The organism is Haloferax sp. AS1 (assembly GCF_014530665.1).
Lineage (GTDB): Archaea > Halobacteriota > Halobacteria > Halobacteriales > Haloferacaceae > Haloferax > Haloferax volcanii.
On record NZ_SPSA01000001.1, the window covers coordinates 682,169 to 708,757 of the forward strand.

Annotated in this window: 24 protein-coding genes; 12 read left to right on the plus strand and 12 right to left on the minus strand. The window is 67.0% G+C overall.

The window, feature by feature from the left end; genetic code table 11:
- Window positions 1–54: 54 nt before the first annotated feature.
- The 3 genes from E4P24_RS03725 to E4P24_RS03735 are packed head-to-tail and all read right to left on the minus strand — an operon-like array spanning window position 55 to window position 3,110.
- Window positions 55–1,068, minus strand: coding sequence for an NAD(+)/NADH kinase (locus tag E4P24_RS03725; RefSeq protein ID WP_188148132.1), 1,014 nt, complete (start codon window positions 1,066–1,068; stop codon window positions 55–57).
- Complete coding sequence (locus E4P24_RS03730) at window positions 1,069–2,079, minus strand: alpha-ketoacid dehydrogenase subunit beta (protein WP_115802234.1); 1,011 nt, start codon at window positions 2,077–2,079, stop codon at window positions 1,069–1,071.
- Window positions 2,076–3,110: a thiamine pyrophosphate-dependent dehydrogenase E1 component subunit alpha gene (locus E4P24_RS03735; RefSeq protein WP_144858746.1), complete on the minus strand. Its 1,035-nt coding sequence runs from the start codon at window positions 3,108–3,110 to the stop codon at window positions 2,076–2,078. Before E4P24_RS03735 ends, E4P24_RS03730 begins: the two co-directional genes overlap by 4 nt.
- 251 nt (window positions 3,111–3,361) lie before the next feature.
- On the opposite strand from E4P24_RS03735, the gene E4P24_RS03740 reads away from it, so the two are divergent.
- Window positions 3,362–4,342: a glutathione S-transferase family protein gene (locus E4P24_RS03740; RefSeq protein WP_115891356.1), complete on the plus strand. Its 981-nt coding sequence runs from the start codon at window positions 3,362–3,364 to the stop codon at window positions 4,340–4,342.
- Window positions 4,343–4,441: 99 nt separating this feature from the next.
- Window positions 4,442–5,515, plus strand: a complete 1,074-nt coding sequence (locus E4P24_RS03745; protein WP_188148133.1) for a molybdopterin-dependent oxidoreductase — start codon at window positions 4,442–4,444, stop codon at window positions 5,513–5,515.
- 42 nt (window positions 5,516–5,557) lie between these two features.
- Here the strand turns inward: E4P24_RS03745 and E4P24_RS19145 are convergent, their stop codons facing one another.
- The 6 genes from E4P24_RS19145 to aspS form a co-directional block, all read right to left on the minus strand.
- Window positions 5,558–5,689, minus strand: a complete 132-nt coding sequence (locus E4P24_RS19145; RefSeq protein ID WP_004044263.1) for a hypothetical protein — start codon at window positions 5,687–5,689, stop codon at window positions 5,558–5,560.
- 57 nt (window positions 5,690–5,746) lie between these two features.
- A complete protein-coding gene (locus tag E4P24_RS03750; RefSeq protein WP_223173880.1) occupies window positions 5,747–6,247 on the minus strand; it encodes a hypothetical protein in 501 nt (166 codons plus the stop codon).
- A 46-nt stretch (window positions 6,248–6,293) separates the two neighbouring features.
- A complete protein-coding gene (locus E4P24_RS03755) occupies window positions 6,294–7,046 on the minus strand; it encodes a 4-phosphopantoate--beta-alanine ligase (protein ID WP_115860329.1) in 753 nt (250 codons plus the stop codon).
- Window positions 7,047–7,101: 55 nt separating this feature from the next.
- Window positions 7,102–7,935: a pantoate kinase gene (locus tag E4P24_RS03760; RefSeq protein WP_188148134.1), complete on the minus strand. Its 834-nt coding sequence runs from the start codon at window positions 7,933–7,935 to the stop codon at window positions 7,102–7,104.
- 54 nt (window positions 7,936–7,989) lie between these two features.
- Window positions 7,990–8,409, minus strand: coding sequence for an SHOCT domain-containing protein (locus E4P24_RS03765; protein ID WP_188148135.1), 420 nt, complete (start codon window positions 8,407–8,409; stop codon window positions 7,990–7,992).
- Between the two features lie 192 nt (window positions 8,410–8,601).
- Window positions 8,602–9,906 carry an aspartate--tRNA(Asn) ligase gene (gene aspS / locus E4P24_RS03770; protein WP_008605403.1) on the minus strand — a complete coding sequence of 435 codons (1,305 nt, stop codon included), beginning with the start codon at window positions 9,904–9,906 and terminating at the stop codon, window positions 8,602–8,604.
- Window positions 9,907–10,065: 159 nt separating this feature from the next.
- On the opposite strand from aspS, the gene E4P24_RS03775 reads away from it, so the two are divergent.
- Together E4P24_RS03775 and E4P24_RS03780 are read left to right on the plus strand one after the other, a co-directional pair.
- Window positions 10,066–10,617: a cupin domain-containing protein gene (locus tag E4P24_RS03775; RefSeq protein ID WP_188148136.1), complete on the plus strand. Its 552-nt coding sequence runs from the start codon at window positions 10,066–10,068 to the stop codon at window positions 10,615–10,617.
- 77 nt (window positions 10,618–10,694) lie between these two features.
- Window positions 10,695–11,462 (plus strand): DUF4013 domain-containing protein, encoded by a 768-nt coding sequence (locus tag E4P24_RS03780; RefSeq protein WP_188148137.1) that lies wholly within the window; start codon window positions 10,695–10,697, stop codon window positions 11,460–11,462.
- 23 nt (window positions 11,463–11,485) lie between these two features.
- On the opposite strand, the gene E4P24_RS03785 is transcribed toward E4P24_RS03780, so the two are convergent.
- The gene (locus E4P24_RS03785) at window positions 11,486–12,208 is read right to left on the minus strand and encodes a phosphoglycerol geranylgeranyltransferase (RefSeq protein WP_004044255.1); all 723 of its coding nucleotides are present in this window, start codon (window positions 12,206–12,208) and stop codon (window positions 11,486–11,488) included.
- Window positions 12,209–12,355: 147 nt separating this feature from the next.
- Between E4P24_RS03785 and E4P24_RS03790 the strand changes: the two genes are divergently transcribed.
- Window positions 12,356–13,318 (plus strand): restriction endonuclease, encoded by a 963-nt coding sequence (locus E4P24_RS03790; RefSeq protein WP_188148138.1) that lies wholly within the window; start codon window positions 12,356–12,358, stop codon window positions 13,316–13,318.
- Here E4P24_RS03790 and E4P24_RS03795 read toward each other — a convergent pair.
- Window positions 13,315–15,837 carry a DNA topoisomerase I gene (locus E4P24_RS03795; protein ID WP_004044253.1) on the minus strand — a complete coding sequence of 841 codons (2,523 nt, stop codon included), beginning with the start codon at window positions 15,835–15,837 and terminating at the stop codon, window positions 13,315–13,317. The two genes, E4P24_RS03790 and E4P24_RS03795, sit on opposite strands and share 4 nt — an antisense overlap.
- Before the next feature lie 291 nt (window positions 15,838–16,128).
- On the opposite strand from E4P24_RS03795, the gene E4P24_RS03800 reads away from it, so the two are divergent.
- On the plus strand, window positions 16,129–16,824 hold the full coding sequence (locus E4P24_RS03800) for a hypothetical protein (RefSeq protein ID WP_188148139.1): 696 nt from the start codon (window positions 16,129–16,131) through the stop codon (window positions 16,822–16,824).
- Between the two features lie 65 nt (window positions 16,825–16,889).
- Here E4P24_RS03800 and gatB read toward each other — a convergent pair whose 3' ends face one another.
- Window positions 16,890–18,380: an Asp-tRNA(Asn)/Glu-tRNA(Gln) amidotransferase subunit GatB gene (gene gatB, locus E4P24_RS03805; protein WP_188148140.1), complete on the minus strand. Its 1,491-nt coding sequence runs from the start codon at window positions 18,378–18,380 to the stop codon at window positions 16,890–16,892.
- A gap of 169 nt (window positions 18,381–18,549) precedes the next feature.
- Here gatB and E4P24_RS03810 point away from each other — a divergent pair, with 169 nt between their 5' ends.
- The 6 genes from E4P24_RS03810 (at window position 18,550) to E4P24_RS03835 (ending at window position 26,558) form a co-directional block, all read left to right on the plus strand.
- Window positions 18,550–19,434 carry a DUF3100 domain-containing protein gene (locus E4P24_RS03810; protein WP_006600621.1) on the plus strand — a complete coding sequence of 295 codons (885 nt, stop codon included), beginning with the start codon at window positions 18,550–18,552 and terminating at the stop codon, window positions 19,432–19,434.
- A 1-nt stretch (window position 19,435) separates the two neighbouring features.
- A complete protein-coding gene (locus E4P24_RS03815; protein WP_115802244.1) occupies window positions 19,436–19,900 on the plus strand; it encodes a hypothetical protein in 465 nt (154 codons plus the stop codon).
- A 46-nt stretch (window positions 19,901–19,946) separates the two neighbouring features.
- Window positions 19,947–21,281, plus strand: a complete 1,335-nt coding sequence (locus E4P24_RS03820) for an amidohydrolase (protein ID WP_188148141.1) — start codon at window positions 19,947–19,949, stop codon at window positions 21,279–21,281.
- Between the two features lie 105 nt (window positions 21,282–21,386).
- Complete coding sequence (locus E4P24_RS03825) at window positions 21,387–21,710, plus strand: chromosome segregation protein SMC (RefSeq protein ID WP_115802246.1); 324 nt, start codon at window positions 21,387–21,389, stop codon at window positions 21,708–21,710.
- Between the two features lie 83 nt (window positions 21,711–21,793).
- Window positions 21,794–25,516: a chromosome segregation protein SMC gene (gene smc / locus E4P24_RS03830; RefSeq protein ID WP_188148142.1), complete on the plus strand. Its 3,723-nt coding sequence runs from the start codon at window positions 21,794–21,796 to the stop codon at window positions 25,514–25,516.
- Entirely contained in the window at window positions 25,509–26,558 is a 1,050-nt protein-coding gene (locus tag E4P24_RS03835; RefSeq protein ID WP_188148143.1) for a ScpA family protein, read from the plus strand. Before smc ends, E4P24_RS03835 begins: the two co-directional genes overlap by 8 nt.
- The last annotated feature ends 31 nt before the right edge of the window (window positions 26,559–26,589 follow it).

Below are 26,589 nucleotides of genomic sequence, written 5' to 3' on the forward strand. Positions count from 1 at the left end.
AAAAACCGGGGGCCGAACTGGTCGGTCAGGCCGGTTCGAGTCGGGGCCGCCGGCTCACCCGAGTCTGAAGCGCCCGTCGTCGGCCGCCCGTTCGAGGACCGCCTCGACGTCGACCAGTCGCGGGCCGTCGCTTACCGGGCGGAGGCGGACGGTTCCGTTTCGCACCTCGCGTTCGCGCTCGCCGTCGACGCTTATCACCCCGCGGTCCACCTCGAACGCGTAGCCCTCGCCGTCGTCGAGGACGCGGTGTTCGGCCACGTCGACCGTCGAGAGGCGTCCGGGGACGGTAATCGCTCTGACCGTCGTTGCCGGGCTTGTCGCTCCGCTCTCGCCGCCACGGGCCAGTCGGAAGCCGACGCCGCCGGGTTCGTCCGGTCGGTGCGTGACGAGACCGCCGGCGATACCCGACAGGCCGATTTCCGCGGGCGACGAGCGCGAGACGACGCCGCCGACGATGTCGCTCGGGTCGAGAATCGCCCGCGTGCCCACGAAGGGGCGGTCGAGGACGCCGACGGTGGCGAGGCCGCGCATGACCGTCGTCTCCTCGGACCGGACGACATCGACCTCGATGGTTCCGTGGCGCGTGGTCGCCTCCGCGGCGGGGATTGCTCCGCTCCCGACGAGCGCGGCGGCCGCGCCCGCGACGGTGCCGTCGACGGGCGTCGGGACGACGTTGTTCGTCCCCGTCGAGATGCTCACGACCGGCACGTCGTCGATGGTCTGGGCCACGTCCCGCGTCGTGCCGTCGCCGCCGAGGACGACGACGGCGTCGGCGTGCTCCGCGAAGTGGGCCGCGGCCGTTCGGCTGTCTTGACCCGACGCGGTGACCGTCATGTCCACGAACTCGACGCCGATTTCGTCGGGCGCGTCGTCGACGATACGGCCGGCGAGGCCCGCGTTGTCGGGCATGACGAGTACCTCCGCGTCGTCGACGAGCGTCAGCCCCGCGAGGACGCAGCCCGCGGTGCGGCGTTTCGCGTAGTTGTTACTGACGCTCGCGCCGCCGGTGAGTCGGCGGATGTCGCGGCCGGCGGCGGGGTTGACGACGAGTCCGATAGTGGTCGTCACTTACACGATGCGGTTGATTGCGGCTTCCACGTCGGAGCCGTGGGGGAGCACCTCTTCTTCGAGCGCGGGGCTGAAGGGGATGTGAACGTCTGCGACGCCGACCCGCTGGATGGGCGCGTCGAGGCTGTAAAACGCGTTTTCCATGACGCGCGTCGCCACCTCGGCGTGGGTCCCGTACGACAGCGGGCTCTCGTCGGCGATGACGAGGCGGCCGGTCTTTTTCACGCTCTCGACCAGCGTCTCGGTGTCCATCGGGTAGAGCGACCGGAGGTCGATGACCTCGACGCTCGTCTGTCCCGCGAGTTCCTCCGCGAGTTCGACCGACTCACCGACCATGCGCTGGGTGGCGACGACGGTCACGTCCTCGCCCTCGCGCTCGACGCTCGCGGTGCCGATTGGGATAGTGAACTCGTCGTCCAGCGGCACTTCGCCCTTCTGCTCGTATATCTGCTTGTTCTCGAAGACGATGACCGGGTCGTCCGACCGGATGGCCGACTTCAGGAGTCCTTTGGCGGACGCCGGCGTCGCGGGCGCGACGGCCATCACGCCGGGGAAGTGGGCGAACCACGTGTGAATCGTCCCGGAGTGCTGGCTGGCCGCGCCGCTCCCGCCGCCTTCCGTCGTTCTGACGGTGACGGGCATCTCCGTCTTGCCGCCGAACATGTAGCGGTTCTTCGCCATCTGGTTGATTATCTGCTCGGAGCAGACGCCGATGAAGTCCGAGAACATGATTTCGACGACCGGCCGCGTCCCGGTCGCCGCCGCGCCGACCGCCGCGCCCATGAAACCGGCCTCGCTGATGGGCGTGTCGCGGACGCGCTCCTCGCCGAACTGCTCGACGAGGTCGCCCGTGACCTCGTAGACGCCGCCGAACGCGCCGACGTCCTCGCCCATGACGAACACGTCGTCGTCGCGTTCGAGTTCCTCGCGGAGGGCGAGCCGAATCGCCTCCCGGATGGTCATCTCCTCCGTCCGGTCCGGGCCGGTTCCACTGCTGGTCTCGGTGCTCATCGGTCCTCACCCCCGTCGGCCCGCATCCCGCTGGAGAAGTCGCTAATCTCCGGGACGGCCGCGTTGAACATGTCTTCGTACGCCTCGCTCGGGTCCGGGTACGCCGCGTCTTTCGCCTTCCCGACGGCGTCCTCGATTTGCTGGTCGATTTCGGCTTTCATCTCGTCGAACTCGGCTTCGGTTATCGTCCCCGCGTCCACGAGCCGTCGCTTGAACGTCTCGATGGCGTCGCGGTCCTTCCAAATCGCCACGTCCTCTTCGGTCCGATACGGCTGTTGGTCGCCCTCGAAGTGGCCGTGGTATCGGTACGTCTCGGCCTCGATGAACGTCGGTCCCTCGCCGTCGGCGGCCCGCTTGCGCGCCTCCTTGACGGCCTCGTAGACCGCGGTGATGTCCATCCCGTCGACGGTGAAGCCGGGGATGTTGTACGCCTCCGCGGTCTCGCTGAGGTTCTGGACGTTGTGCTGTTTCTCGACGGGCGTCGCCTCGCCGTACTGGTTGTTCTCGACGAGGAACACCGCCGGGAGGCTCCACGTCGCCGCGAGGTTGATGGCCTCGTGGACCTGTCCCTGCGCGACCGCGCCGTCGCCGAAGAACGCCAGCGCGACGGTGTCTTCGCCCTTCAGGTGCGACGTGAGCGCGGCCCCCGTCGCCAGCGGCGGCCCCGCGCCGACGATGCCGTTCGCCCCGAGCATCCCCGCGTCGACGTCCGCGATGTGCATCGACCCGCCTTTGCCGTTACAGTAGCCGTCGGCCTTCCCGAACAGTTCGGCCATCATCAGGTCCGGGTCGAGTCCCTTCGCGATGCAGTGGCCGTGTCCCCTGTGGGTGCTCGTGATGTAGTCGTCCGATTCGAGGGCCGAACACGCGCCGACCCCGACCGCTTCCTCACCGACGTAGAGGTGGACGAACCCGGGGAGTTCGCCGTCGCTGAAGAGGTCGGCCGCCTTCGTGTCGAACGCCCGAATCGTGAGCATCCGGCGAAGCGCCTCGCGCTGTCCATCCTCCGTCTCGATGTCTAGTACCACCATGTGACGACCCAACAATTACCATGAACTATGATGACTTTTACTCAAACTGACAGCAACCAGGTTAGTCACGCGGAACAGATAGTATAATCAACTCACACCGAACTGAGCCGATTCTAACGAAATTCTGATATGTGGTGGCGACGCGCGTTGCCGCCCCCCGATAGCCGACCGGTTACACCGATGTCGCCTCCCTACTTTTGGTGTTCACGTCCCAACGGACGGACGATGCGAGTACTCCAGGTCGTGGTAGCATGAACATGCTCTACGAAGGCGAGTGGCGAACCGACAAGTTCGTCGCCAACAACGAAGACGGCGAGTTCGAGCGCCAGACGACCGACTTCCGCAACTGGGTCGGCGAGGACGAGCGGTTCCCGGTCGAGGCCGGGCGGTACCACCTCTACATCTGCCGCGCGTGTCCGTGGGCACACCGCACCGCGATGACGCGCGCGCTGAAGGGCCTCGAAGACGCGATTTCGCTGTCGCTCGTCGAACCAGTCCGCATCGACGACGGCTGGGAGTTCTCCGAGGACCTCCCGGACCCGCTGTACGGCGAGGAGTTCCTCCGCGACATCTACCTCCGCGCCGACGACGAGTTCACCGGGCGCGTCACCGTCCCCGTGCTGTGGGACAAACAGCGCGAGACCATCGTCAACAACGAGTCCCGCGAGATTATGCGGATGCTCGACGAGGCGTTCGACCCCCTCGCCGAGCGTGACGTGGACCTCAACCCCGACGGCTACGAGGAGGAGGTCGACCGCCTCATCGACGAGATTTACGAGCCGGTCAACAACGGCGTCTACCGCGCCGGGTTCGCAACCACCCAAGAGGCCTACGAGGAGGCCGTCGAGGAACTGTTCGACGCGCTCGACCACTGGGACGAGGTGCTCGACGACCAGCGGTTCCTCGCCGGCGACGTGCTCACCGAGGCGGACATCGCGATGTTCGCGACGCTGATTCGCTTCGACCACGTCTACCACACGCACTTCAAGTGCAACAAGAAGGCCGTCCACGAGTACGACAACCTCTGGAACTACACGAAGGAGCTCTACCAACTCCCCGGCGTCCGAAAGACGGTCAACATGGACCACATCGTCCGGCACTACTTCGTCAGCCACGGCGACATCAACCCCAAGCGCATCTACGGCGTCGGCCCCGACCTCGACTTCGACGCCGAACACGATCGCGACCGCCTCCCGGCCGACCTCCCGGCGGCGCTGACGGCCGACGACTGAACCGCCGCTCGGTTTTCGCACTCGTCTCCGTCTCCGTTTCGTCTCCGTCTCGTCGCCTCCCGCGACACCCTATTCCCGCTCGAAACGCTATTATCTCTCATGGCAAGCCGCGCGACCCGCGCGCTCCGGCGATTCGAACCGCCGCCGCGGGCGGTCGACTGGTCCATCTTCGCGCTCGTCGTCTTCGAGACCCTCTCGGGCGTGCTGAGCCTCGGGGCCGGTCACCCGGCCAACGGCCTCCTCTTCGTCGCCCACGGCGTCGCCGGTCTCTCGCTGGTCGCGCTCATCGGCTTCAAACTCTATCGGGTCCGCCACCGGGTGCTCGACTCGCGGCTCCGCGACCGCCACACTGCGCTCTCGGTGCTTCTCGCGGTCGTCGCGCTCGCGGCCCTCGGTACCGGCGTCGCGTGGGTGCTCGGCGTCGAGGTCCGAATCGCCTTCTGGACGCTTCTCAACGTCCACATCGGCTTCGGCCTGCTCGTGCTCCCGATTCTTTTTGTCCATCTTCGGGCGCGCTTCCGCCCGCCCCGCCGGGTCGATTTCGCGGAGCGACGCCGGGCGCTCCAGTACGGCGCGATACTCGTCTTCGGCGCGGCGACCTACCGGGCGACCGAGACGGTCGGGGCGCTCCGGGGCGTGGGACGTCGGTTCACCGGGTCGCGGCCGCTTCCGCCCGGCGAGGGCAACGACGCCTTCCCGGTGACGAGCTGGGTCGCCGACGACCCCGACCCCGTCGACCCCGACTCGTGGTCGCTTTCGGTCACGGGGCTGGTCGACCGCCCGCTCGAACTCGACCGGGCCGACCTCGCGCCCGGCGAGACGCGGTCGGTCCTCTTGGACTGCACGAGCGGGTGGTACACCGAGCAGCACTGGACCGGCGTCAGACTCGGCGACGCGCTCGATGCCGCCGGTGTTCACTCGTCGGCGCGGTGGGTGACGGTCCGGTCGGTGACGGGGTTTCGGTGGTCGTTCCCCATCGCGGAGGCCGGCGAGATGCTCCTTGCGACGCACGTCGGCGGCGAACCGCTCTCGCACGGCCACGGCGCGCCGCTCCGACTGGTCGCGCCGAACCGACGCGGCTTCCAGTGGGTCAAGTGGGTCGATGCGGTCGAGGTGCGCCGCCGACGCGACCCGGCGCAGTGGCTCGCGGTGCTTGTGAGCGGGTTCGGATAATGGCTCGCAGTGCTGGTGAGCGGGCTCGGATAGCGGCTCACCTCACCACGGGAGAATCCACAGCACGTCGACGAGGCGGTCCAGAATCGTCTTCTCGGCCTCGTCGGTCGTGTCGTCGGTCGAAGCGTTCGTCGCCTCGCCTTCGTCGGGCGCGCTCGAATCGGAGGTGGTCATACTGGCCGCTATTCTTGTCAACGTGAAAATACTTTCTGTGGGCGGGGTCGCTGGTCATCACTCATCGCGGAATCCCGCGAGATGCTGTTTTCGTCCCGCGTCGGTGAACCCTCGTACAGTCGCGGCGCGTTCGCCGTGAGTTCGCCACGCGACGACGCCGGCACCGAGGAAGAGGAGGCCGCCGGCGACGAGCAAGAACGGCTCCGCCCCGAGGATAAGTCGCGTCGTCCCGTCGAACGTCTGGACCGTGGTGTAGAGTCCCGGCTCCCGGACGTAGTGGGACACGGCCACGAGCGAATAGCCGACTTCGACTCCACCGACTGCTACGGGGAGAACCGCGGCGTACTTCCACCGGAATGCGGCCAGCGTCCCGACGACACCGACGCCCCCGAGCCGCGCCAGCAGGTACTCCTCGTGGTTGAGTCGGCCGCCCCATCCCGTCGTTATCGTCCCGTCGTATCCGGGTGCGACGTGGAGCAGTTCCTGATGGATGCCGGCGACGACGGCTCCGAAACCGACGACCGCCATCACGACTGCGAGGGCTCGCTGACGGTCCATATCGACACATCTCGTGTCGCTCAGCAAATAGCCTTGCTCCCTGTCTTCACTCGTCGCCGGCGCGAATCGCCCGCTCGGCCGCGTCGAGGGCGGCGTCGGCGTCGAAGTCAGCGACGATAGCTTCCAGTTCCTCGCGTGTCGCGCCGGAGCCCCGCAGGTCGCGCGCGTGAGCCGCGATGTTCGGAACCGCGCGCATGATGTTGTCCACGATGGGGACCGTGGCGACCTGCGCCGACCGCGACATCGGGTTGAGGTCGACGACGATCTCGACTTTGTCCATCGCACCGAGCGCCTCGGCCCGGTCGCCGTCCTCCAGCGGAACGACCACCACGTCGGCGCTCCCGATGCCGTCGGCGTCGACCTTCGCGCGCTCGTGGTCGATACCCGGAATCCGCCCGTCGGCGGTGAGCCCCTTCACCTCGTCCGCGCCGTGGTCGCGCAGGTGGGCCGCGATGGCCCGCATGCGCTCGTCGGTGCGGTTGAACAGGTTCACCTCGATGTCGGCGTCGACGGCGGCGGCGAGGTCGACGACTTCGCCGGGGCAGAGCGCCGCGACGTTCCCGTTGACGGAGATGACCGGCTGGTCCGCGAGCAGAAGGTGCGCCGCAGCCGCCCGCGCCGCCTCGTCCGAGCTCGGAAGCGTCCGCTCGCCGAGGAGGTAGTCGAACGCCTCGCCGCGCCCCTGCGCGATGAGTCCCTGCCGGCTCGTGATACCCTTCTCGACGCCCTCCTCGATGCGGTGGCGGGTGAGAAGCGACTGGTATCTCGGGTGGCTCTCGGGAATCTCGATGTCGCTCATTGGTGGTGGGTCGTCGCCGCGGCAGTAACACGTTTTCTCATCTCCGGCGCGGAACTCACGCGGAGTCGAGCGTCGACCCCGCGGGGTGGACGCGGCATCGCTCGGCGTCGTACCCGGCGTCCGAAAGGCCCGTTCCGACGGCGAACACCGTCTCGCCGAGCATCGCCATCGCCGCGTCACCACCGGCGTCTCGCACGTCTGCGATGGCCGTCTCGACACGGTCGGTGAGCAGGCCGGCGTCGCGTGCGAACTGCCGTGACTCGGCGAGGAATCGCTCCACCGTCGGCTCTTCCGCGAGTGCGTCGAGTGCCGCCTCGCCGGCGGCGGTGAGCGTGCTCGTGTCGCCACCGATGATGTCGGCCGTCGAGAGGCCACCGAAGGTGACGTACTCGATGTGTGGGCGTGCGGGAATCCCGTCCATGTATCCGTGTCGCGGTGCCCCGGGGTCGATGCGGAGAGGCATCCCACCACGGGCCTGCGCCACTACGTCGCCCAGTCCGGTCCCCGCTCGAACCTCTGCCTCGTGGGCCACCGTGACGAGTTCGTTCTCCGACCGGCCACACGAGAAGACGGCGTTGGTCGCGAGTGCCGTTCCGAGCGCCATCGCACCCGAGACACCGAACCCCGCGCCGAGCGGTAATTCGCTCTCCGCGTCGACTGCGGCGGTCACACCGAGCGCTCGAAGCACGCCTACGACCGGCGGCATCTCGACCGCTTCGCCGTCGAGAGTGATCGCCGTCACCGGTGCCGGTTCGACCGTCACGGAGACGCCGTGAGAGAGTGTCAGCCCCGCCCCGCGAGAGCCGGCGACCGCCGGGTCGTCGTCGGGGTGGGCGCTGAAAAACCCCGTCACGTGCCCGGGCACGAACGCCGTCGCGTCGTCGCTCATCGGTGTTTCTACGACGGGGGTCGGTTAACGGTGTTGCGTTTCGTCGCGTCCGCGTCAGTCGCGGTCGAACGCCGTCTCCCGCTCCGTCTCGCCCGCTTTGCCTTCGCGTCGCCGCGAGGCCACCGACTCCCGGGCGTCCGCGACCGTCTCCGTCTCCAACAGTCGCTCGACTTTCGCCTCGAACTCCTCCTCTGCGAGTTCGCCGGTCGCGTAGCGCCGCCGGAGCGTTTCGAGCGCGTCTTCGGTCTCGGTCGTCATCGACTCGGACGCGTCGTCGCCGCGGCGGGACTCGTAGATGCGGACGAGGGCGAGTGCGGCGGGGAGCACGCCCGCAAAGCCGACCGGGAAGACGATCCAGAACCACCACTCCCCGAGCGCGAGCAGGCCGAAGCCGACCAGAAAGATGAGCGCCATGACGACGCCGGCGACCAGTTCTTCGAGCGCCGAGTCCTCGTCGTCGGCCGCGTCGGTCATCGGTCTCCCCCGCGACGACGGTCGTACATAGTGCTCTAACGTATCCGCGAGCTAACGACTGTTTCACAAAAATGGGGTCGCGTCGGCGGGGTGCGCCGTCGCCTCGGGCGACAGGCGCTGCCGGTCGCGCGGGAACACCGTCGGACTCACGTCGTTCGTCCGACGAGCACCCACTCGAAGAAACGCCTTCGTCTACGGACTCAGGCGTTGTCTGTCTCGCGGGAACAGCACAGCTTCTCGGATGTTCTCCAGTCCGAGCATCGTCATGATGAGCCGCTCGCCGCCGAGCCCGAAGCCGGCGTGCGGGGGCATGCCGTATTTGAACATCTTCGTGTAGTACTCGAACGCGTCGGGGTCGAGCCCCTGCTGCTCGAAGCCGGCGACGAGGTGGTCGAAGCGGTGTTCACGCTGGCCGCCCGAGACGAGCTCCATGTTCGGGTGCATCATGTCGAAGCCCGTCGAGAGCGTCTCGTCGTCGTCGTGGTCCTTGATGTAGAACGGCTTGATTTCGCTGGGCCAGTCGGTGATGAAGTAGTGCTCGCCGACGTCCTCGCCGAGCGCCTTCTCGCCCTCGGTGGGGAGGTCGTCGCCCCAGACGAGCTGTTCGTCGAGTTCGCCCGTCGCGTTGATGCGCTCGATGGCCTCCTCGTAGGTGAGCCGCGGGAACTCGCCGGACGGCGCTTCGAACTCGTCTTCGAGACCGAGCGCTTCGAGCTCGTCCTGACAGTTCTCCTCGACGGCCTCGTAGGCGGCCGTGACGACGGCCTCACACACGTCCATCGCTTCCGTGTGGTCGATGAACGCCGACTCGAAGTCGATGGAAGTCGCCTCGTTGAGGTGGCGGGGCGTGTTGTGCTCTTCGGCGCGGAAGATGGGGCCGACCTCGAAGACGCGTTCGAGTCCGGAGCCGACCATCAGCTGTTTGAACAGCTGCGGCGACTGGTTCATGAACGCTTCTTGGCCGAAGTAGGTGATGGGGAACAGTTCGGTGCCGCCCTCGGTCCCCGTGGCGACGATTTTCGGCGTGTTGATTTCGGTCGCGCGGAGGTCGCGGAACGTGTCGCGGACGGCGCGCTGGACCTCGGCGCGAATCTCGAAGATTGCCTTCACTTCGTCCTTGCGGAGGTCGAGCGTGCGGTTGTCGAGGCGCGTCGAGAGCTCGGCGTCGACCTTACCGGAGGGGTCGAGCGGGAGCTGCGCCTCGGCCTCGGCGATGACGTCGAGGCTCTCGGGCGTGACTTCGACGCCCGTCGGCGCGCGCGGCTCTTCGTCGACCTCGCCGGTCACGGAGATGACGCTCTCGCGGTGGACGCCCAGACCCGTCTCGACGAGGTCGTCGTCCATCTCGTCTTTCTCGAACTTGACCTGAATCTTGCCGGAGGTGTCCCGGAGAATCAGAAACGCGATGCCGCCGAGGTCACGGACTTCGTGGACCCAGCCGGCGACGGTGACCGTGTCACCGGGCTCGGCGTCGGCCGTGTACGTTCGGTTTCGCATACGACGTGGTTCCCGACCGTTCGTCTTAAACATCGTGTCTTCGCCTCGCTCGGAGGCGTTCGACCGTCCACTCTCACGCGCGTCGGGGCGAAACCGAGCCACGAGTTCGCGTGGTAGTCGGCACCGCGGTACTTAGTCCGAGGCGCACGTCGCTCCGGTATGGCTCCCGACCCACCCGACGCAGAATCGACGCCCGACCCGGCACCGACCGCCGCTCGCGCCGCCGACCTCGACTGGGCCGAACGCGGGCGCGGGGACCGCTTTGCGTTCCGCCGGAAGCGACTCGCGGACCGCGCCGGCGGCCGCGACCTCGGCTGTTCGCTCTACGAAGTGCCGTCCGACAAGCGGCCGTGGCCGACGCACTACCACGAGGGCAACGAGGAGGCGCTGTACGTCCTTTCGGGGTCGGGCACGCTCCGGACGCGCGAGGGCGCGGCCGACCTCGACCTCGAACCGGACACCTACGTCGCGCTCCCCGCGGGGGCCGACTACGCCAGGCAAATCGAGAACGACGGCGACGAACCGCTCCGATACCTCGCGCTCTCGACGATGAACCACCCCGACGTGACCGTCTATCCCGACTCCGACAAAGTCGGCGTGTTCTGCGGCGCGCCGCCCGGCGGCGACGGCGACGCCCGAACGCTCCACGGTTACTTCCCGCGGGACGCCGCCGTAGACTACTGGGACGGCGAACCGACGACCGAGGAGTGAAACCGGCCGCGCGCGGTCGCGGCGACGGCTCCGGCGCTGAGATTTATATACGAACCCGCGACCATCTCGCCTCGGACATGGACGTTTCAGACCTCGAAGCCGCGTTCGCACTCCCGCTCGCCGAAGACACCTCGGTCGATACGACCCTCCTCGGCGTCGTCTCGACGCTCGCGTCGCTCGCCACGCCGCTTGCGGGCATCTTGCTTGCGGGCTACGTCGTCCGCCTCGTTCGCGCCGGCGACCGCGAGGCGGCCGCGCTCCCCTCGTTCGACGACCTCACCGGTATGGCCGTCGACGGCGCTCGTCTCTCGGCCGCGCTCGTCGCGCTCCAACTCCCCGCAGTCGGCCTCGCGACCGTCGCCCTTCCGGGTTCCAGGCCGTCGATTGCGATGCTCTCGTACGCGACCAACCCCGTGATGCTCGGGTCTTTCGGCGTCACCGCGCTCGACACCGCCGGCCTCGTCGCCGCCGTCCTCGCCTCGCTTTTGGGGTCGTATCTCTCGCTGGTGGCGACCGTCGCTCTCGCCCGCGAAGCGTCGCTCGCCGCGGCGATTCCGGCCACGCGCGACCTCGCGTCCGACCGCTCGTTCGTCCGCGTCGCCTCGGCCGTCGCGCTCGTCGTCTTCGTCGCCCGTCTGTTCGTCGCTCTCTGCGCCGCGGTTCCGGTCGCCGGAACCCTTCTCGCCGCGACCGCGTCGTTCCTCCTTTTGGTCGTGTCGGCGACGCTCCTCGGTCGCGGCGCACCGGATGCGTCGTCGCCCGGTGCCGACGCGACCCGCGAGTCGCACGCCGACGGCGTGAACGCGGAGTCGGTGGAGTCAGCGGAGTCGGTACCGTCGGCGTAGAAACAGAAACCGCGCCCGTGGGATTACTCTGCGACGAGTTCGGCCGTCGCGTCCTTCGCGCCCTCGACCGTCTCGCGCACCGCGTCGACGCCCTCGTCGTGCAGGAGGTTGCCGACGACGACCGCGTCCGCGTGCTGGCCCATCTCGTAGGCCGACTCGTAGTCGTGGATGCCACCGCCGTAGAACAGCGTCGCGTCGTCGAGCGCGTCGTGCGCCGCGCCGACCTTCTCGGGGTCGCCGTAGGTTCCGGAGTACTCGACGTAGATGATTTTCTGGCCGAACATCTTCTCGGCGACGCGGGCGAACGACGCCACGTCCTCGGCGGACTGGTCGGTGTCGGCGTCGGTGTACTCGGCGACCGACGACTCGGGGTTCAACACGATGTACGCCTCGGTGTGGGTGCGGTCCCAGTCGAGGCCGTCTTCGATGCGGACCCACTCCTTGTGCGCGCCGGTGATCCAAAACGAGTCGCTCGCGTTGAACACCGTCGGGATGAGGTAGCCGTCCAGCGCGTCGTCGTCGATGACGACGCCGGGGTTCGACGGCTCCTGATAGATGGGTACGTCGTACTTCGAGGTGGCCTCGATGACGCGCTCCATCTTCTCCTCTGTGATGTCGAGCGTGCCGCCGATTTCGAGGGCGTCGGTGCCCGTCTCACACACGTCTTCGAACGTCTCGCCGTCGACGAGGTCCTTGTCAGGGTCGATTTTGGTGATATGGTCCCAGTCTTCCCACGGATAGCTCATTGGTCGCTCTATGCTTGAGGGGGCGTAAAAAGCGTGCGGATGGAACGGGTCACACGCATAGCCGGGAGTGAATTTTAACCCACCTGTCACCAAACCCGGTGTACGATGGACGCTGCCGCCGCGACCGAGTATGTAGAAAGTCGAGCGATGACGCTGTCCCCGGAGGAGTTCGAATTACTCTGCGAGTCGGTACTCTCCGAGTCACTCCCCTCGGCGCGGTTCTCGGTGACGGCGTTTCGACAGGACGGCGGTATCGACATCGACGGACGCATCAGAAATTCGCTTTTGGACGTTTCGCTGGGCGTTCAGGCGAAGCAGTACGGCTCAAGCAACACGGTCGGTTCGCCCGAAATACAGCGATTTCAGGGGGCGCTGGCCGACACGGGATGCGACACCGGGACGGTCATCACGGCGAGTTCGTTCACCACACCAGCCGTCGAAAGCGCCGAACGAGCTGGGATTCACTTGGTGAATGGTTCCGAGCTGTTCGACTCGATGATCGACCTTCGCGTCGGCGTTCGCCGGCAGAGTACTCGGTTCGAACCCGACGAAGAGTTCTGGAGCCTGTTCGGAGAGCCCGGTGAGGCGGGCGTGATACCATCCAAGCGAGTCCCACTCGCCAATTCGTTCGAAACGCTGGATACCGTTCTCTCGGCTATCGGTGACTCCCGTGGCGAGAAAGACGATATCGTCGAGTCCGCGGGCGCGTCGCCCCGTCACGCGGACCTGTACGCGATTGCGGGCTGGGTTCTCGGGTTCGTTCACCAAGAGTGGCCGGACGAGGAATCCCACAGACAGCGCCGCTGGTCGCTCACCCGAAGCGGCGCTCGGTACGTCGCCTATCGAGCGGCGGGCCTCGACGACGAGGCCGAAATCCTCCTTCTCGACGGGATTCGAAACGCAGAGATAATCGAACGGCTCGTAAACTCGCTCTCTGAGTCGGGGTCACTCGGACACAGTGATCTCGTTGACTTCATCGCATCTGAGTCGGAGCTATCGCGGAGTAGCGCGAAACGCCGGGGCAGTTCGGTCGGCGTTTGGCTCGCCCGACTCCCCGAAGTCTCGGTCGAAAACGACCGGGGAAAACGATACGTTTGGAACGGGAGTTAATCCGCCGCCGTCTGCCACTTCCGAACCGTATCCGCACCAACGCCTTCGACTTTCGCCGCGATGTCGTCGGGTTCGGACGCCTTCAGCGTCTTCACGTCCTCGATACCGGCGTCTTTCAGTTTCTCGGCGGTCTTCGCGCCGATGCCGTTGATGCTCTCTAACTCGGAACCGCCCTCGCCGTTCTGCTGGGCTTGGTACTCGCGGTAGTTACAGATGGGACAGCCGAGTTCCCACGGCTCGCGGTCGCCCTCGTACGTAATCCGGAGTTCGGGCAGGTCGTGTTCCTCGCAGGACTCGTCCGTCACCTCGATGTCGCCGCGACGGGGTAGCGGCAGCGAGTAGTCGCAGTCGGGGTAGCGGGTACAGCCGACGAGCCGGGAGCCGGAGCGGAGGCGCTTGATGGCGAGTTCGCCGTCGTGTTCTTCGCCGCACTCGGGACACGTCCCGATGACGAGGTCGTCTTCCTCGTCGGCCTCCTCGGCCTTACAGAGCGGACAGCCGTGGACGAACGTCTTGCGCCCGGCGAGCATCTTGATGTGGTGGAGGTCGTGGTCCTCGCAGGACTCTTCCATGATAAGCGGCTTCCCTGTGGAGGGAAGCGGCAGCGTGTAAGTGCAGTCGGGATAAGAGTCACAGCCGATGAAGTACGAGCCGCGACGGCTCTTTCTGACGACGAGGTCGCCGCCGCAGTCCGGGCAGGTGCCGACCGTCTTGTCGGCCTTCAGCGAGTCTTGGAGCTGCTTGCCGAGTTCCTCGCGGGACTCCATCAGCCCCTCGAACACCTCTCCGAGCATCTCTTTGGACTCCTCGGTCACGTCTTCGAGGGTGGCTTCGCCGCGGGCGATAGCTAGCATATCGGATTCGAGTTGCGAGGTCATCTCCTCGCTGACGATGAGCTTCGCGAAGTCCTCGGAGGCCTCCACGACGGCCCGCGCGAGGCGGGTCGGTCGCGGCGGGTCGCTCTCGATGTAGCCGCGGTCGTAGAGCTTCTGAATCACGTCGTGGCGGGTCGCCTTCGTCCCGATGCCCATCTGTTCCATCGTTTCGATGAGCCGCGACTGGCCGTAGCGCCGCGGGGGCTGGGTCTGCTTGGCGTCGAGGTGCGTGTCGGACAGCACGAGCGACTCGCCTTCCTCGACGTCCGGCACGAACGACTCGCTGGAGTTGAAGTACGGGTACACGTCGTGGTAGCCGGCTTCGAGCAGGCGCTTGCCGTTTGCCTTCAGCGAGAGCCCCTCGACCTCGGCGACGACGCGGAGGTGCTCCCAGACGGCGTCCTCGGCGACGGTGGCGAAGAAGCGCCGGACGACGAGTTCGTACACGTCCCACTCGTCGTCTGAGAGGTCGGACGCCGAGGGGAGTTCGCCGGTCGGGTGAATCGGCGGGTGGTCGGTCGTCTCGTTGTCGCCCTCGGTCGGCTCGATTTCCTCCTGTTCGAGGAGGGATTCGGCGTCCTCCTTGAACCGGCGGTCGCCCTCGAACGCGCCGAGCAGTTCGCGCGGGTCGAGGTCGTCGGGGTACACCGTGTTGTCGGTCCGCGGGTAGGTGATGTAACCGGCCGTGTAGAGGTCCTCGGCGATGCTCATCGCCCGCTGGGCGGAGTAGCCGATAGAGCCGGCGGCCCGGATGAACTGCGTGGTGTTGAACGGGGCGGGCGGCGTGTCGGTCCGCGTGCGGCGGTTGACCGACGAGACCTCGGCGGCCTCGACGCCGAGGAGCGTCTGGTAGGCTTCCTCCGCGTCGTCTTCGTCCCAGATGCGCTCGGCTTCGGTGCCGTCGTCGTCGAGATAGAAGTACTGCGCCTCGAACGACTCGGCGTCACCGTCGGCGTCTTTCGTCAGTTTGGAGAACAGCTCCCAGTAGTCTTCAGGGTCGAACGCGTCGATTTCGCGCTCGCGGTCGACGATGAGTTTCAGCGTCGGCCCCTGCACGCGGCCGACCGAGATGAAGTCGTTGCCGAGCTGGCGGGCCGAAAGCGAGAGGAAGCGCGTGAGCGCCGCCCCCCAGACGAGGTCGATAATCTGTCGGGCCTCGCCCGCGGCGGCGAGGTCGAAGTCGAGGTCGTCGGGGTTCTCGAACGCCTCCGTCACCTCGCGGTTCGTAATCGAGGAAAACCGAACGCGGTCGACGGGCACGTCCTCGTTGACGTCGCGGACGAGTTCGTACGCCTCCTTGCCGATGAGTTCGCCCTCGCGGTCGTAGTCGGTCGCAATGGTAACCTTTCCCGCGCGGCGGGCGAGCCGGCGGAGCGCGGCGACGATGTTCTCCTGCGTGGGGTGTTTCTCGACGGGCGCGCCGATGAGTTCGACCGGCTCCACGTCGCGCCAGTCGTTGTACTCCGGCGGGAAGTCCACGCCGACGACGTGGCCCGACAGCCCGATACAGCGCTTGCCGCCCCACTTGTAGACGTTCACGCCGTTCATTCGCTCCGCGGAGGCGGTCTCGCCGCTCAGGATGTCGGCGATGCGCCTCGCGGCGTTGTCCTTCTCCGTGATGATGAGTTCCGGACCCCTGCTCATTGAGCGGCGATATGTCGGGGGTTGTCCTAAACCTTTCGTGCCGAATTCGAAGCGTAGCGGCCTCAACGCGCGCGGATACGGGCGGGCGGGTGAGCGCCCTCGCGCGCGAAGGTGTGTGTCTGCCGACGCGTCCGCGACACGCCGCGTCTCCCGTCGGATTTCACCGACTCGCTCCGCCGACCCGACGCTAGGAGCGGATACCCGAGACGACTGCGACACGGGAACCGATAACAGCCGCCCGCCGAACCTGACAGCAGAACGACTTTCTCCGACGGCTCGGAAGGGAGCGCCATGCGACAGCCCTCCACCGAACACCTCCGCCTCGGCCTCGCGGTCCTCCTGATATTCACGCCGCTTTGGGGGCCGGCGCTCGGGCTCACCGGCCCGACGTACACCTACGAGTCCGCCGAAATCGGGGTCGAGGATAACCGACTCGACGTCCCCGACCGCGACGCTCGCTCGGCGTTGTGGCACGGCATCGACGGGTTCGCCTGCTCGGTCGGGTCGTCGGTGACGCGCTACTGCGCGCTGGAGGCCGCGACCCTCAACGAGACGCTCGCAGTCGACCACCCGGACATGCAATCAAGTTCGTCCGGGCATCTCGACGCCGACGAACTGTATCTCGCCTACTACGACGGCCGTGTCTTCGAGCGCGAATCGACGTGGGAGGACGGCCGGTACGTCCTCTCGACGGCGCGCGTCCCGGCCGCGGCGGCGCTGGACCATATCGCTCGGGCCCCGGACCGATACCCGACCGCGTGGACGGCTATCGAGAACGGGTCGGGGACCGCGGACCGCGAACTCTGGCCGACGGACGCGGGCGCGAGAGTGTTCGAAGTCGACGGCGACTACTACCTCGTCTACCGGACCGGCGTGGACCGTCCGCTTCCGTCGTCGCCTGCGGCAGAGGAGGCACTGACGTGGTTCGCGGTCGTTCTCGGGTCGGCGATGCTGTTCGGCCGCGACGATGACGGCGACTGGTCGTAGTCACGTTCTCCGGGGCTGACAGGAAACGGCCGTCGTCGCGGAGAAGCGAACCCGAAGTCGGTCGGTTATTCGTCCAGTCGCTCGCGGAGCAACCGGTTCACGGTGCCGGGGTCGGCGCTTCCCTGGGACTTCTGCATGACCTGCCCGACGAGGAAGTTCAGCGCGCCGCCCTCGCCGTTGTGGTAGTCCTCGACGGCGTCGGGGTTCTCGTCGATTGCCTCTTGGACGAAACCACCGATTTCGTCGTCGGCGGCCTTGCCGAGGCCTTCTTCTTCGACGATGGTGTCGGGGTCCTTGCCCTCGTCGAGCATCTCGCGGAGGACGATTTCCTCGGCGTTCTTCGTCGTCACCTCGTCGGCGGCGACGAGTTCGACGAGCCGCGTGAACTCGTCGAGGCGGTCCGACACGTCCGTGATGTGCATATCGCGGTAGTTGAGTTCGCCGAGGAGGTTGTCGGCGACCCACGTCGCGGCGAGGTCGGCGTCGAACTCGGCGGCTACGTCCTCGAAGAAGTCCGCGACCTCCTTGGTCGAGGTGAGCTTCGAGGCGGACTCCTCGTCGATGCCGTACTCGGTATGGAAGCGCTCGCGGCGGGCGTCGGGAAGCTCCGGAATCGGAATCTCCTCCTTCCAGTGGGCGACCTGGAGCGGCGGGAGGTCGGCCTCGCGGAAGTAGCGGTAGTCCTTTTCTTCTTCCTTCGAGCGCATCGAGACGGTGATGCCGCGGGACTCGTCCCAGTGGCGCGTCTCCTGTTCGACGGCGCGGCCGCGCTGGATGGCGTTCTTCTGGCGGGTGACCTCGTAGGCCAGCGCCTTCTCCGCGCCCTTGTGGCTGGAGATGTTCTTGACCTCGGTGCGGTTGGCCGCTTCGAGCGCGTCGTCGGAAATCGCGCCGTCGTCGTCGACCTCGTCGGCGGGGACGAGCGAGATGTTGGCGTCGATGCGGAGCGAGCCGTCGCGGGTGGCGTCGAACACGCCGAGGTATTCGAGCACCTCTTCGAGCTTGGCGAGGAACGCGCGGGTCTCCTGCGGGCTTCGGAAGTCGGGTTCGGTGACGATTTCGACCAGCGGCGTGCCGGCGCGGTTGTAGTTGACGAGCGTGTAGTCCGCCGTGTCGATGCTGCCGCCTTTGTGCTGGAGGCTCCCGGGGTCCTCTTCGAGGTGGGCGCGCGTGATGCCGATGTCGCGGCGGGTACCCTCGACGGACACTTCCAGCGTCCCGTCGGCGCAGATGGGCGCGTCGTACTGGGTAATCTGGAAGTTCTTGGGCAGGTCGGGGTAGTAGTAGTTCTTCCGGTGGAAGCGGGTGTCCTCGGCGATGTCGGCGTTCAGCGCCTTGCCGATTTTGACCGCCGACTCCACCGCCGCCTCGTTGAGCACCGGGAGCGCGCCCGGTAGCCCGAGACAGACGGGGCACACGCGGGTGTTCGGCTCCTCGTCCTCGGCAGGCTCGGTCGAACAGCTACAGAAAATCTTCGTGGCCGTCTCGAGCTGAACGTGGACCTCCAACCCGATGACGACCGCGAGTTCGCGCTGTTCGAGCGCTTGCGCAGTCATTGGCCGGGCTTCGACGGCGGTGGGCTAAAGACTAACGGGACTGGTCGCGGTGGACCCCGTTCGCGGGTCGGCGGCCCGACACCGAGCCCTGTGACACCCGACAGACAATCACTAACGAGGTTTTATATACTGGCGTTTCATCACCACGATTTACGGAATTCGTTCACATATGACAAACGATACCACCTCGGATAGATGGGCACCGATTCGGACCGCCGGCCGGCTCTCGGCGCATCTCCGGACGCATCTGACGGTCCTTCTCATCGTCGTCGTCGCGGAACTCATCGGGACGATAACGTTCCCGCTCGGACCGGGCCAGGTCGTGCTCCTGCCGCTTCTGTACGCGGTCGTTCTCGGCCTCGCCCTCAGTTACAGCGTCCTCGGGTCGGTCATCGAACCGCTCCGGTCGGTCGTCGACGAGGACGTGAGCCGCATCGCCTCGCCGCTTCTCGTCGTCGCGCTGATGCCGCTCGGCGTGAAATACGGGACGCTCGTCGCGCCCTCGTTCTACGACCTCGTGGCGGCCGGGCCGGCGTTCGTCCTCCAGGAGTTCGGGAACCTCGGCACGATTCTCATCGCGCTCCCGCTCGCCCTGCTGTTGGGCCTCAAACGCGAGTCCATCGGCGCGGCGGTCAGCATCGCCCGCGAACCGACCCTCGGCGTCATCACCGACAAGTACGGCATCGAGTCGCCCGAGGGCCGCGGCGTCCTCGGCACCTACATGACCGGCACGGTCCTCGGAACCGTCTTCTTCGGCCTGCTCGGCGGCTTCGCGCCCGCGACGGGGCTGCACCCGCTCGCGCTCTCGATGGCCTGTGGCATGGGGTCGGCGAGCATGATGACCGCCTGTTCCACGTCGCTGGCGGCCGCCGTCGGCGGTGCGGGCGTCGCCGAAGACCAGATTCTGAGCTTCGCCGCGACGAGCAACCTCCTGACCGGCATCACGGGGCTCTACATGGTCATCCTCGTCGGCCTCCCGGTCATCACGCGTCTGTACGCGGTCCTCGCGCCCGTGTTCGGCCGTGACACCGCCGCGACTGACGGAGGTGAGTGAGATGTCGATGTCGACCCCGGAGTTCTCCGTCGAGTCGCTGAAGATGCTGCTCGTGGTGGCGTTCCTGACGCTGACGGCCAACTTCATCGCCACCGGCACGGGCTTCGTCGCCGCGCTCCCCGGCATGGCGCTCATCGTCGTCCTCGGCCTCGTCGGCCTGCTCATGGGGCGGCTGATTCCGCTGGACCTGCCGGCGTTCGCCTACGCGATGGTGCTCGCGTTCGCGCTCGCACTGCCGTTTTCGCCGGTGCAAGCGCCGTTTCTCGCCGCGGTCGGAGAAATCGATTTCCTCGCCACGACGACGCCGATTCTCGCCTACGCGGGCCTCTCTATCGGCCTCCAGACCGGGAAGATGAAGGAGGTCAGCTGGAAGCTCGTCCTCGTGGCCGTGTTCGTCTTCTTCGGTACGTTCTTCGGCTCGGCGCTCATCTCGCAGGCCGTGCTGTCCGCACAGGGGATTATCTGATGTCGCGCCTCACGACCGCCCGCCGTCCTCGCCGGGGTGAGACGCGATGACCGACGACCGCGTCGCGGCCCTCAAAGCCCGCGTCTGCGACGCTATCGACGACCGCGCGGACGAGATTATCGACTTCGCGAAGGACGTGCAGGCCGAACCGGAACTCGGCTACAAGGAGGTGAAGACGACCGAGAAGATCGTCTCGCTGTTCGAAGACCTCGACCTCGACGTGGAGACGGAGCTGGCGATTACCGGCGCTCGCGCCCGCGCGGGGTCGGGCGACTTCGTCGCGGCCGTCCTCGGCGAACTCGACGCGCTCGTCAACCCGGACCACCCGATGGCGGACCCCGAGACCGGCGCGGTCCACGCCTGCGGCCACAACGCCCAACTCGCGAACCTCGTGGGGACCGCCTTCGGCCTCGTCGGCAGCGGCGTCGTGGACGACCTCGACGGCGCGGTCGAGTTCGTCGCCGTCCCGGCCGAAGAGTATCTCGACCTCGACTACCGGCGCGGCCTGCTCGACGCCGGCGACATCGAGTTCTTCGGCGGCAAACAGGAGCTCATCCGCCGCGGCTACGTCGACGACTGGGACGCCGCCGCGATGATGCACGCCGGCAGCGACACGCCCGAGCGGACGATTACGAGCGACTTCTCGACCAACGGCTTCGTCGGCAAGTTCGTCACCTACCGCGGGACCGAGGCGCACGCCGGCGCGGCCCCCGAGGAGGGCGTCAACGCGCTCAACGCCGCGATGCTCGGGATGAACGCGGTCCACGCCCAGCGCGAGCGCTTCCGCGACGAGGACCACGTCCGCGTCCACCCCATCATCACCCGCGGCGGCGACGGCGTCAACGTCGTCCCCGCCGAGGTGACGATGGAGTCGTACGTCCGCGCGGCCTCGGTCGAAGCGGTCGCGGACGCCAACGAGTCGGTCAATCGGGCGCTCGCCTCGGGCGCGATGGGCGTCGGCGGCGACGTGGAAATCGAGGACTACCCCGGCTACATGCCGCTTCGGACCGACGAGACGATAGTCGCGTTCTACGACGAGAACGCCCGCGACATCGTCGGTCCCGACGCGGTCACGCCGGGGACGCCGCACCTCTCGGGGTCGACCGATATGGGCGACATCACGCAGCTCGTCCCCGGCATCCACCCGTGGACCGGCGGCTTCGAGGGCGCGGTCCACGCCCGCGACTTCCGCGTCGTCGACGAGGAGATGGCCTACGTCATCCCCGCGAAGCTCACCGCCTGCACGCTGGTCGACCTGCTCACCAGCCCCGAGGCGATGGCGGCGGTCCGCGAAGCGAAAGCCGAAAAGCGCAGTCGCGAGGAGTACCTCGACGCGGTCCGGTCGCTCCGGGCGACGACGACCGAGTCGTACCGGGACTGAGATGTCAGCGATGGGGGTTCCGCCCCGGGACCCCCTTCACACGTATCACATTTTCGGTGATTGTCTGACGCACATTTATGTCTCACGCGCGGGGCTATGTTACCCATGAGTAACCGGGTGGAGGAACTCGAATCCAAAGTCGCAGAACTTCAGGCCGCCGTCAACGGGCTCACCGAGGAGCTCGTCGAGACCAAAGAACGGCTCCGCCAGCTCGAAGACGCCAACGACGTGCAGGTCCCCTCGCGGGCCGCGACCCGTCGCGGCGACTGGGAGACCGAAGACGAGGCCGACGCGGAGGCCGCCGCCGCGGAGCCCGCCGACGCCGACGAGACCTCGCCGGCCGACGCCGACGAGACTAAACCGGACGAGGCCGACGAGACTGACGAAGGCGACGGCGAGACGCCCGACGACGATATCATCGTCGCGTAATCGGGCGCGCCGTCCGAGCGAGCGCGCCCCGTGTTCATGCGGCGCGTTCCACCTGCGGGCGTCGCCCGCGTGAACACCAACCCATGCACATCAAAGAGCTCGTCCTTGACGGTTTCAAGAGCTTCGGGCGGCCGACTCGCATCCCGTTCTACGAGGATTTCACGGTCGTTACGGGCCCGAACGGTTCCGGCAAATCGAACATCATCGACGGCGTCCTCTTCGCGCTCGGCCTCGCCCGCACTCGCGGGATTCGCGCCGAGAAGCTGACGGACCTCATCTACAACCCCGGCCACGCCGACGGCAGCGACGAGGCCCCCGACAAGCCCAAGGTGGCCAGCGTCACGGTCGTCCTCGACAACTCCGAGGGGACGCTCGACCGCTCGCAGGTCGTCAACGCCGCCGGCACCGACAAAGTCGGCGGCGTCGAGGAGATAACTATCAAGCGCCGCGTCAAGGAGACGCCGGACAACTACTACTCGTACTACTACCTCAACGAGCGCTCGGTCAACCTCTCGGACATCAAGGACCTGCTCGCGCAGGCGGGCATCACCCCCGAGGGCTACAACGTCGTCATGCAGGGCGACGTGACCGAAATCATCAACATGACGCCCTACCAGCGGCGGGGCATCATCGACGAAATCGCGGGCGTCGCCGAGTTCGACGAGAAGAAAGACGCCGCCTTCGAGGAGTTGGAGGCGGTCGAAGAGCGCGTCGACGAGGCGGACCTCCGCATCGAGGAAAAGGAGACGCGACTCGACCAGCTCGCAGACGAGCGCGAGACGGCGCTCACCTACAAAGGACTCCGCGAGGAGAAAGAAGAGTACGAGGGCTACCTGAAGGCCGCGGAACTCGAAGACAAGCGCGAGGACCTCTCGCGGACCGAATCGCGCATCGAGTCCACCGAAGCCGACCTCGAAGCGTTACAGGCCGAACTCGACGAGCGACAGGGGAAAGTCACTCGCCTCGAAGAAGACCTCGAAGACCTCACCCGCGAAATCGAGCGCAAGGGCGAGGACGAACAGCTCCGCATCAAGTCGGAGATGGAGGAGATAAAGGGCGACATCTCCCGGCTGGAGAACGCCATCGAGGCCGCCGAGGAGAAGCGCGACGACGCCGAGGCCGAGCGCCGCAAGGCGTTCGTCGACATCGACCGCAAGCAAGAACAGATTGACGACCTCGAAGACGACATCCGCGAGGTCAAAGTCGAGAAGGCGTCGGTCAAAAGCGACATCCAGTCCAAGCGGGTCGAACTCTCCGAGGTGCAGGCCGAAATCGACTCGGTGGACACCGAGTTCGACGAGCTGAAGTCCGAACTCGCGGAGCGAAAGGAGACGCTCGACGAGCTCAAAGACGAGAAGAACGACCGCCAGCGCGCCAAGGACCGCCTGCTCGACGACGCGCGCCGCCGCTCGAACCAGATTTCGGAGACCCGGGACGAACTCGAACGCGCCCGCGAGCGCATCCCCGAACTGAAGGCGACCGTCTCCGACCTGCACAGCGAACTCGACACCGCCGAGAAGAACGAGGTGAAGATAGACGGCGTCATCGAGGACTTGCAGGCCGAGAAGGCCGACCTGAACGACGAACTGTCCGAGGTCACGGACGAACTCCAGACCAAGCAGTCCGAGTACGCCCGCCTCGAAGCCCGAGCCGGCAAGGACGGTGATAACTCGTGGCCCCGCGCCGTCACGACCATCCTCAACGCCGGCATCTCCGGCGTCCACGGCGCGGTCGGCCAACTCGGCTCCGTCGACGGCGAGTACGCGAAAGCCTGTGAGACGGCCGCCGGCGGTCGCCTCGCCAACGTCGTCGTCGACGACGACGGCGTGGGGTCGTCCTGTATCGACCACCTGAAGTCCCGCAACGCGGGCCGCGCGACGTTCCTGCCCATCACGAAGATGGACAACCGGAGCCTGCCGCGCGAGCCCGACAACCCCGGCGTCGTGGACTTCGCGCGCAACCTCGTCGACTACGATTCGCAGTACGAGTCGATTTTCTCGTACGTCCTCGGGTCGACGCTCGTCGTCGAGGACATGGAGACCGCCCGCGACCTGATGGGCGACTACCGCATGGTCACCCTCGACGGCGACCTCGTGGAGCGCTCCGGCGCGATGACCGGCGGCTCCGGCGGCGGCTCTCGCTACTCGTTTTCGAAGTCCGGCGAGGGCAAACTCGACCGCCTCGCGAAGGAGATTACGAAGCTCGAAGACCGCCGCCGCTCGCTCAACGAGGAGATTCGCGACATCGACGACGACCTCGACGACGCCCGCGGGCGGGCTTCCGACGCCGCCGACCGCGTTCGGACCATCGAGCGCGAAATCGAGGATGCCGAGGAGGATATCGAGGAGGCCGAAGCCGAAATCGGCCGGCTCGAAGACCGCCTCGACGAACTCCAGTCCGAACGCGAGTCGGTGGACGAACAGATGTCCGACCTCGACGACGAAATCGCCGACCTCGACGACGAAATCGAGACGGTCGAGGCCGAAATCGAGGACATCGAAGCCGAACTCGCGGACTCCGAGATTCCGGAACTCACCGCCCGCGCCGACGAGATTCGCGCGGACATCGACGACCTCGAAGACCGGATGTCCACGCTCGACGGCCGGCTCAACGAGATTCAACTCGAAAAGCAGTACGCCGAGGACGCGGTCGACGACCTCCACGACACGGTCGAGGCCGCCCAGAACCGCAAGGCCGAGGCTCGGGAGTCCATCTCCGAGGCGGAGTCCAAAATCGAGGAGCGCGAGGACGACCTCGAAGCCAAGCGCGAGGCGGTCGCCGAACTCGAGGAGGAACTGGTCGACCTCAAGGAGGACCGCACGGAGCTCCAAGACGACCTCCGCGAAGCTCGGAGCGCCCGCGACGAGAAGAAAGACCGGGTGAATGCGGTCGAATCCAAGCTCGAAAGCATGCGCTCGGCCGCCGAACGGCTCGAATGGGAAATCGACGAACTCCAGTCGCAGGTCGGAGACTACGACCCCGACGAGATTCCCGACCACGACACGGTCGAGTCGGAAATCGAGCGACTCACCGAGGAGATGGAGGAACTCGAACCGGTCAACATGCTCGCTATCGACGAGTACGACGACGTGAAAGCCGACCTCGAAGCCCTCCAGGAGCGCCGCGACGTGCTGGTCGAAGAGCGCGACGCCATCGCCGACCGCATCGACCAGTACGAGTCCCAGAAGAAGGCGACGTTCATGGAGTCGTTCGACGCCATCGCCGAGAACTTCACGGACATCTTCGAGCGCCTGTCGAACGGGACGGGGCACCTCCAGTTAGAGAACCCCGACGACCCCTTCGAGGAGGGCCTGACGATGAAGGCCCAGCCGGGCGACAAGCCCATCCAGCGCCTCGACGCCATGTCCGGCGGCGAGAAGTCGCTGACGGCGCTCGCGTTTATCTTCGCCATCCAGCGCCACAACCCCGCGCCGTTCTACGCGCTCGACGAGGTGGACGCCTTCCTCGACGCCGCGAACGCCGAGCGCGTCGGCCAGATGGTCGACGACCTCGCGGGCGACGCCCAGTTCGTCGTCGTCTCGCACCGCTCTGCGCTCCTCGAACGCGCCGAGCGCGCTATCGGCGTGACGATGCAGGGCGACAACGTCAGCGCGGTCACGGGTATCCAGTTCGGCGGCGACGGCGGGGCTGGAAGCGACGGCGGTGACGGCCGCGACGCGGACGGCTCGGGCGGCGACGACTCCGGCGACTCCGACGGCGGCGACCGCCCCGACGACGACGCGGACGGTGGTGACGGCGGCGAGGCCGACGCGGACGTGGAAGCGGAGGTTCCGGCGGATGACTGACGACATCCCCGAACTGAACCTCTCTCGCGGGCGCGGCGAGCGAGACGGAAGCGACGGCGACGACGATGACGACGGGGTCTTCTCGTTCGCCGGCGACGACGCCGCGCCCGACTCCGAGGCAGACGCCGCCCCCGCCGAACCCGACGCGATGGACGAGGTACTCCCGGAGGACGTCTCCGAGTCGGACGACGACGAGGTCGAACCGGTCGAACTCCTCGTCCAACTCGCCAAGGAGGGAACCATCGACCCGTGGGACATCGACATCGTGGAGGTCACGGACGCGTTCCTGAACCGCCTCGACGCGATGGACCTCCGGACGACCGGCCGGGCGCTGTTCTACGCGAGCGTCCTCCTGCGCATGAAGTCGGACGAACTCCTCGCCCTGGACGAACCCGACGAGGAGGAACTCGAACCGTGGGAACTCGCCTTGGAGAGCGGCGGCGACGAGGGCAACCCCGGCGACGACGGCGAGGGGCCTCCCGGGTTCGACCCAATCGACGCGCTGGAAGACGAGATGGACCGTCGGCTCGAACGCAAGCACGCCCGCGGGTCGCCCGAAACGCTGGACGAACTCGTCCGCGAACTCCGGGAGGTCGAACGCGGGTCGTGGTGGAAGCGCCGCCGAGAGTACGACACCTCTGAGTCGCCCCGCGGCTTCTCCCGCGGGACGCAGACGCTCGACTACCACACGCCCGGCGAGATGCGCGGCGCGGGCGAACCCACCGAAGACGACGTGACCGGGACCGCCCACAACGAGGACATCGAGGCGGTCGTCGAAGCCGTCGGCGACGTGCTCGCCACCCACTACGAGAAGGGCCGCGACGAGGTGCTGTTCGCCGAGATACGCGACGTGGCCGACACCGTGATGACGACCTATCTCGCGCTCCTGTTTCTGTCCCACCGGGGCACGGTCTACCTCAAGCAGGACGACCTGTTCGGCGACCTCTGGATTCGGAACCCCGAGGTGTTCGACGCCGACGACGCCGACGACGCCGACAGCGACGACCCCGAACTCGAAGCCGAGGCCGTCGCCGACGACTAGCTATTTTATCCGGCCCGCCGTCACTCTCGGA

Excerpts from the sequence above, each read along its gene's own strand:
- E4P24_RS03815 (WP_115802244.1), top strand. The coding sequence starts at position 19,436 with ATGTCGATGTCGACCCCGGAGTTCTCCGTCGAGTCGCTGAAGATGCTG.
- gatB (WP_188148140.1), bottom strand. The coding sequence starts at position 18,380 with ATGACTGCGCAAGCGCTCGAACAGCGCGAACTCGCGGTCGTCATCGGG.
- E4P24_RS03795 (WP_004044253.1), bottom strand. The coding sequence starts at position 15,837 with ATGAGCAGGGGTCCGGAACTCATCATCACGGAGAAGGACAACGCCGCG.
- E4P24_RS03745 (WP_188148133.1), top strand. The coding sequence starts at position 4,442 with ATGGCAAGCCGCGCGACCCGCGCGCTCCGGCGATTCGAACCGCCGCCG.
- E4P24_RS03760 (WP_188148134.1), bottom strand. The coding sequence starts at position 7,935 with ATGAGCGACGACGCGACGGCGTTCGTGCCCGGGCACGTGACGGGGTTT.
- E4P24_RS03785 (WP_004044255.1), bottom strand. The coding sequence starts at position 12,208 with ATGAGCTATCCGTGGGAAGACTGGGACCATATCACCAAAATCGACCCT.
- E4P24_RS03800 (WP_188148139.1), top strand. The coding sequence starts at position 16,129 with ATGCGACAGCCCTCCACCGAACACCTCCGCCTCGGCCTCGCGGTCCTC.
- E4P24_RS03780 (WP_188148137.1), top strand. The coding sequence starts at position 10,695 with ATGGACGTTTCAGACCTCGAAGCCGCGTTCGCACTCCCGCTCGCCGAA.
- smc (WP_188148142.1), top strand. The coding sequence starts at position 21,794 with ATGCACATCAAAGAGCTCGTCCTTGACGGTTTCAAGAGCTTCGGGCGG.
- E4P24_RS03790 (WP_188148138.1), top strand. The coding sequence starts at position 12,356 with ATGACGCTGTCCCCGGAGGAGTTCGAATTACTCTGCGAGTCGGTACTC.
- E4P24_RS03750 (WP_223173880.1), bottom strand. The coding sequence starts at position 6,247 with ATGGACCGTCAGCGAGCCCTCGCAGTCGTGATGGCGGTCGTCGGTTTC.
- E4P24_RS03810 (WP_006600621.1), top strand. The coding sequence starts at position 18,550 with ATGACAAACGATACCACCTCGGATAGATGGGCACCGATTCGGACCGCC.
- E4P24_RS03835 (WP_188148143.1), top strand. The coding sequence starts at position 25,509 with ATGACTGACGACATCCCCGAACTGAACCTCTCTCGCGGGCGCGGCGAG.
- aspS (WP_008605403.1), bottom strand. The coding sequence starts at position 9,906 with ATGCGAAACCGAACGTACACGGCCGACGCCGAGCCCGGTGACACGGTC.
- E4P24_RS03825 (WP_115802246.1), top strand. The coding sequence starts at position 21,387 with ATGAGTAACCGGGTGGAGGAACTCGAATCCAAAGTCGCAGAACTTCAG.
- E4P24_RS03735 (WP_144858746.1), bottom strand. The coding sequence starts at position 3,110 with ATGGTGGTACTAGACATCGAGACGGAGGATGGACAGCGCGAGGCGCTT.
- E4P24_RS03775 (WP_188148136.1), top strand. The coding sequence starts at position 10,066 with ATGGCTCCCGACCCACCCGACGCAGAATCGACGCCCGACCCGGCACCG.
- E4P24_RS03730 (WP_115802234.1), bottom strand. The coding sequence starts at position 2,079 with ATGAGCACCGAGACCAGCAGTGGAACCGGCCCGGACCGGACGGAGGAG.
- E4P24_RS19145 (WP_004044263.1), bottom strand. The coding sequence starts at position 5,689 with ATGACCACCTCCGATTCGAGCGCGCCCGACGAAGGCGAGGCGACGAAC.
- E4P24_RS03755 (WP_115860329.1), bottom strand. The coding sequence starts at position 7,046 with ATGAGCGACATCGAGATTCCCGAGAGCCACCCGAGATACCAGTCGCTT.
- E4P24_RS03740 (WP_115891356.1), top strand. The coding sequence starts at position 3,362 with ATGAACATGCTCTACGAAGGCGAGTGGCGAACCGACAAGTTCGTCGCC.
- E4P24_RS03820 (WP_188148141.1), top strand. The coding sequence starts at position 19,947 with ATGACCGACGACCGCGTCGCGGCCCTCAAAGCCCGCGTCTGCGACGCT.
- E4P24_RS03765 (WP_188148135.1), bottom strand. The coding sequence starts at position 8,409 with ATGACCGACGCGGCCGACGACGAGGACTCGGCGCTCGAAGAACTGGTC.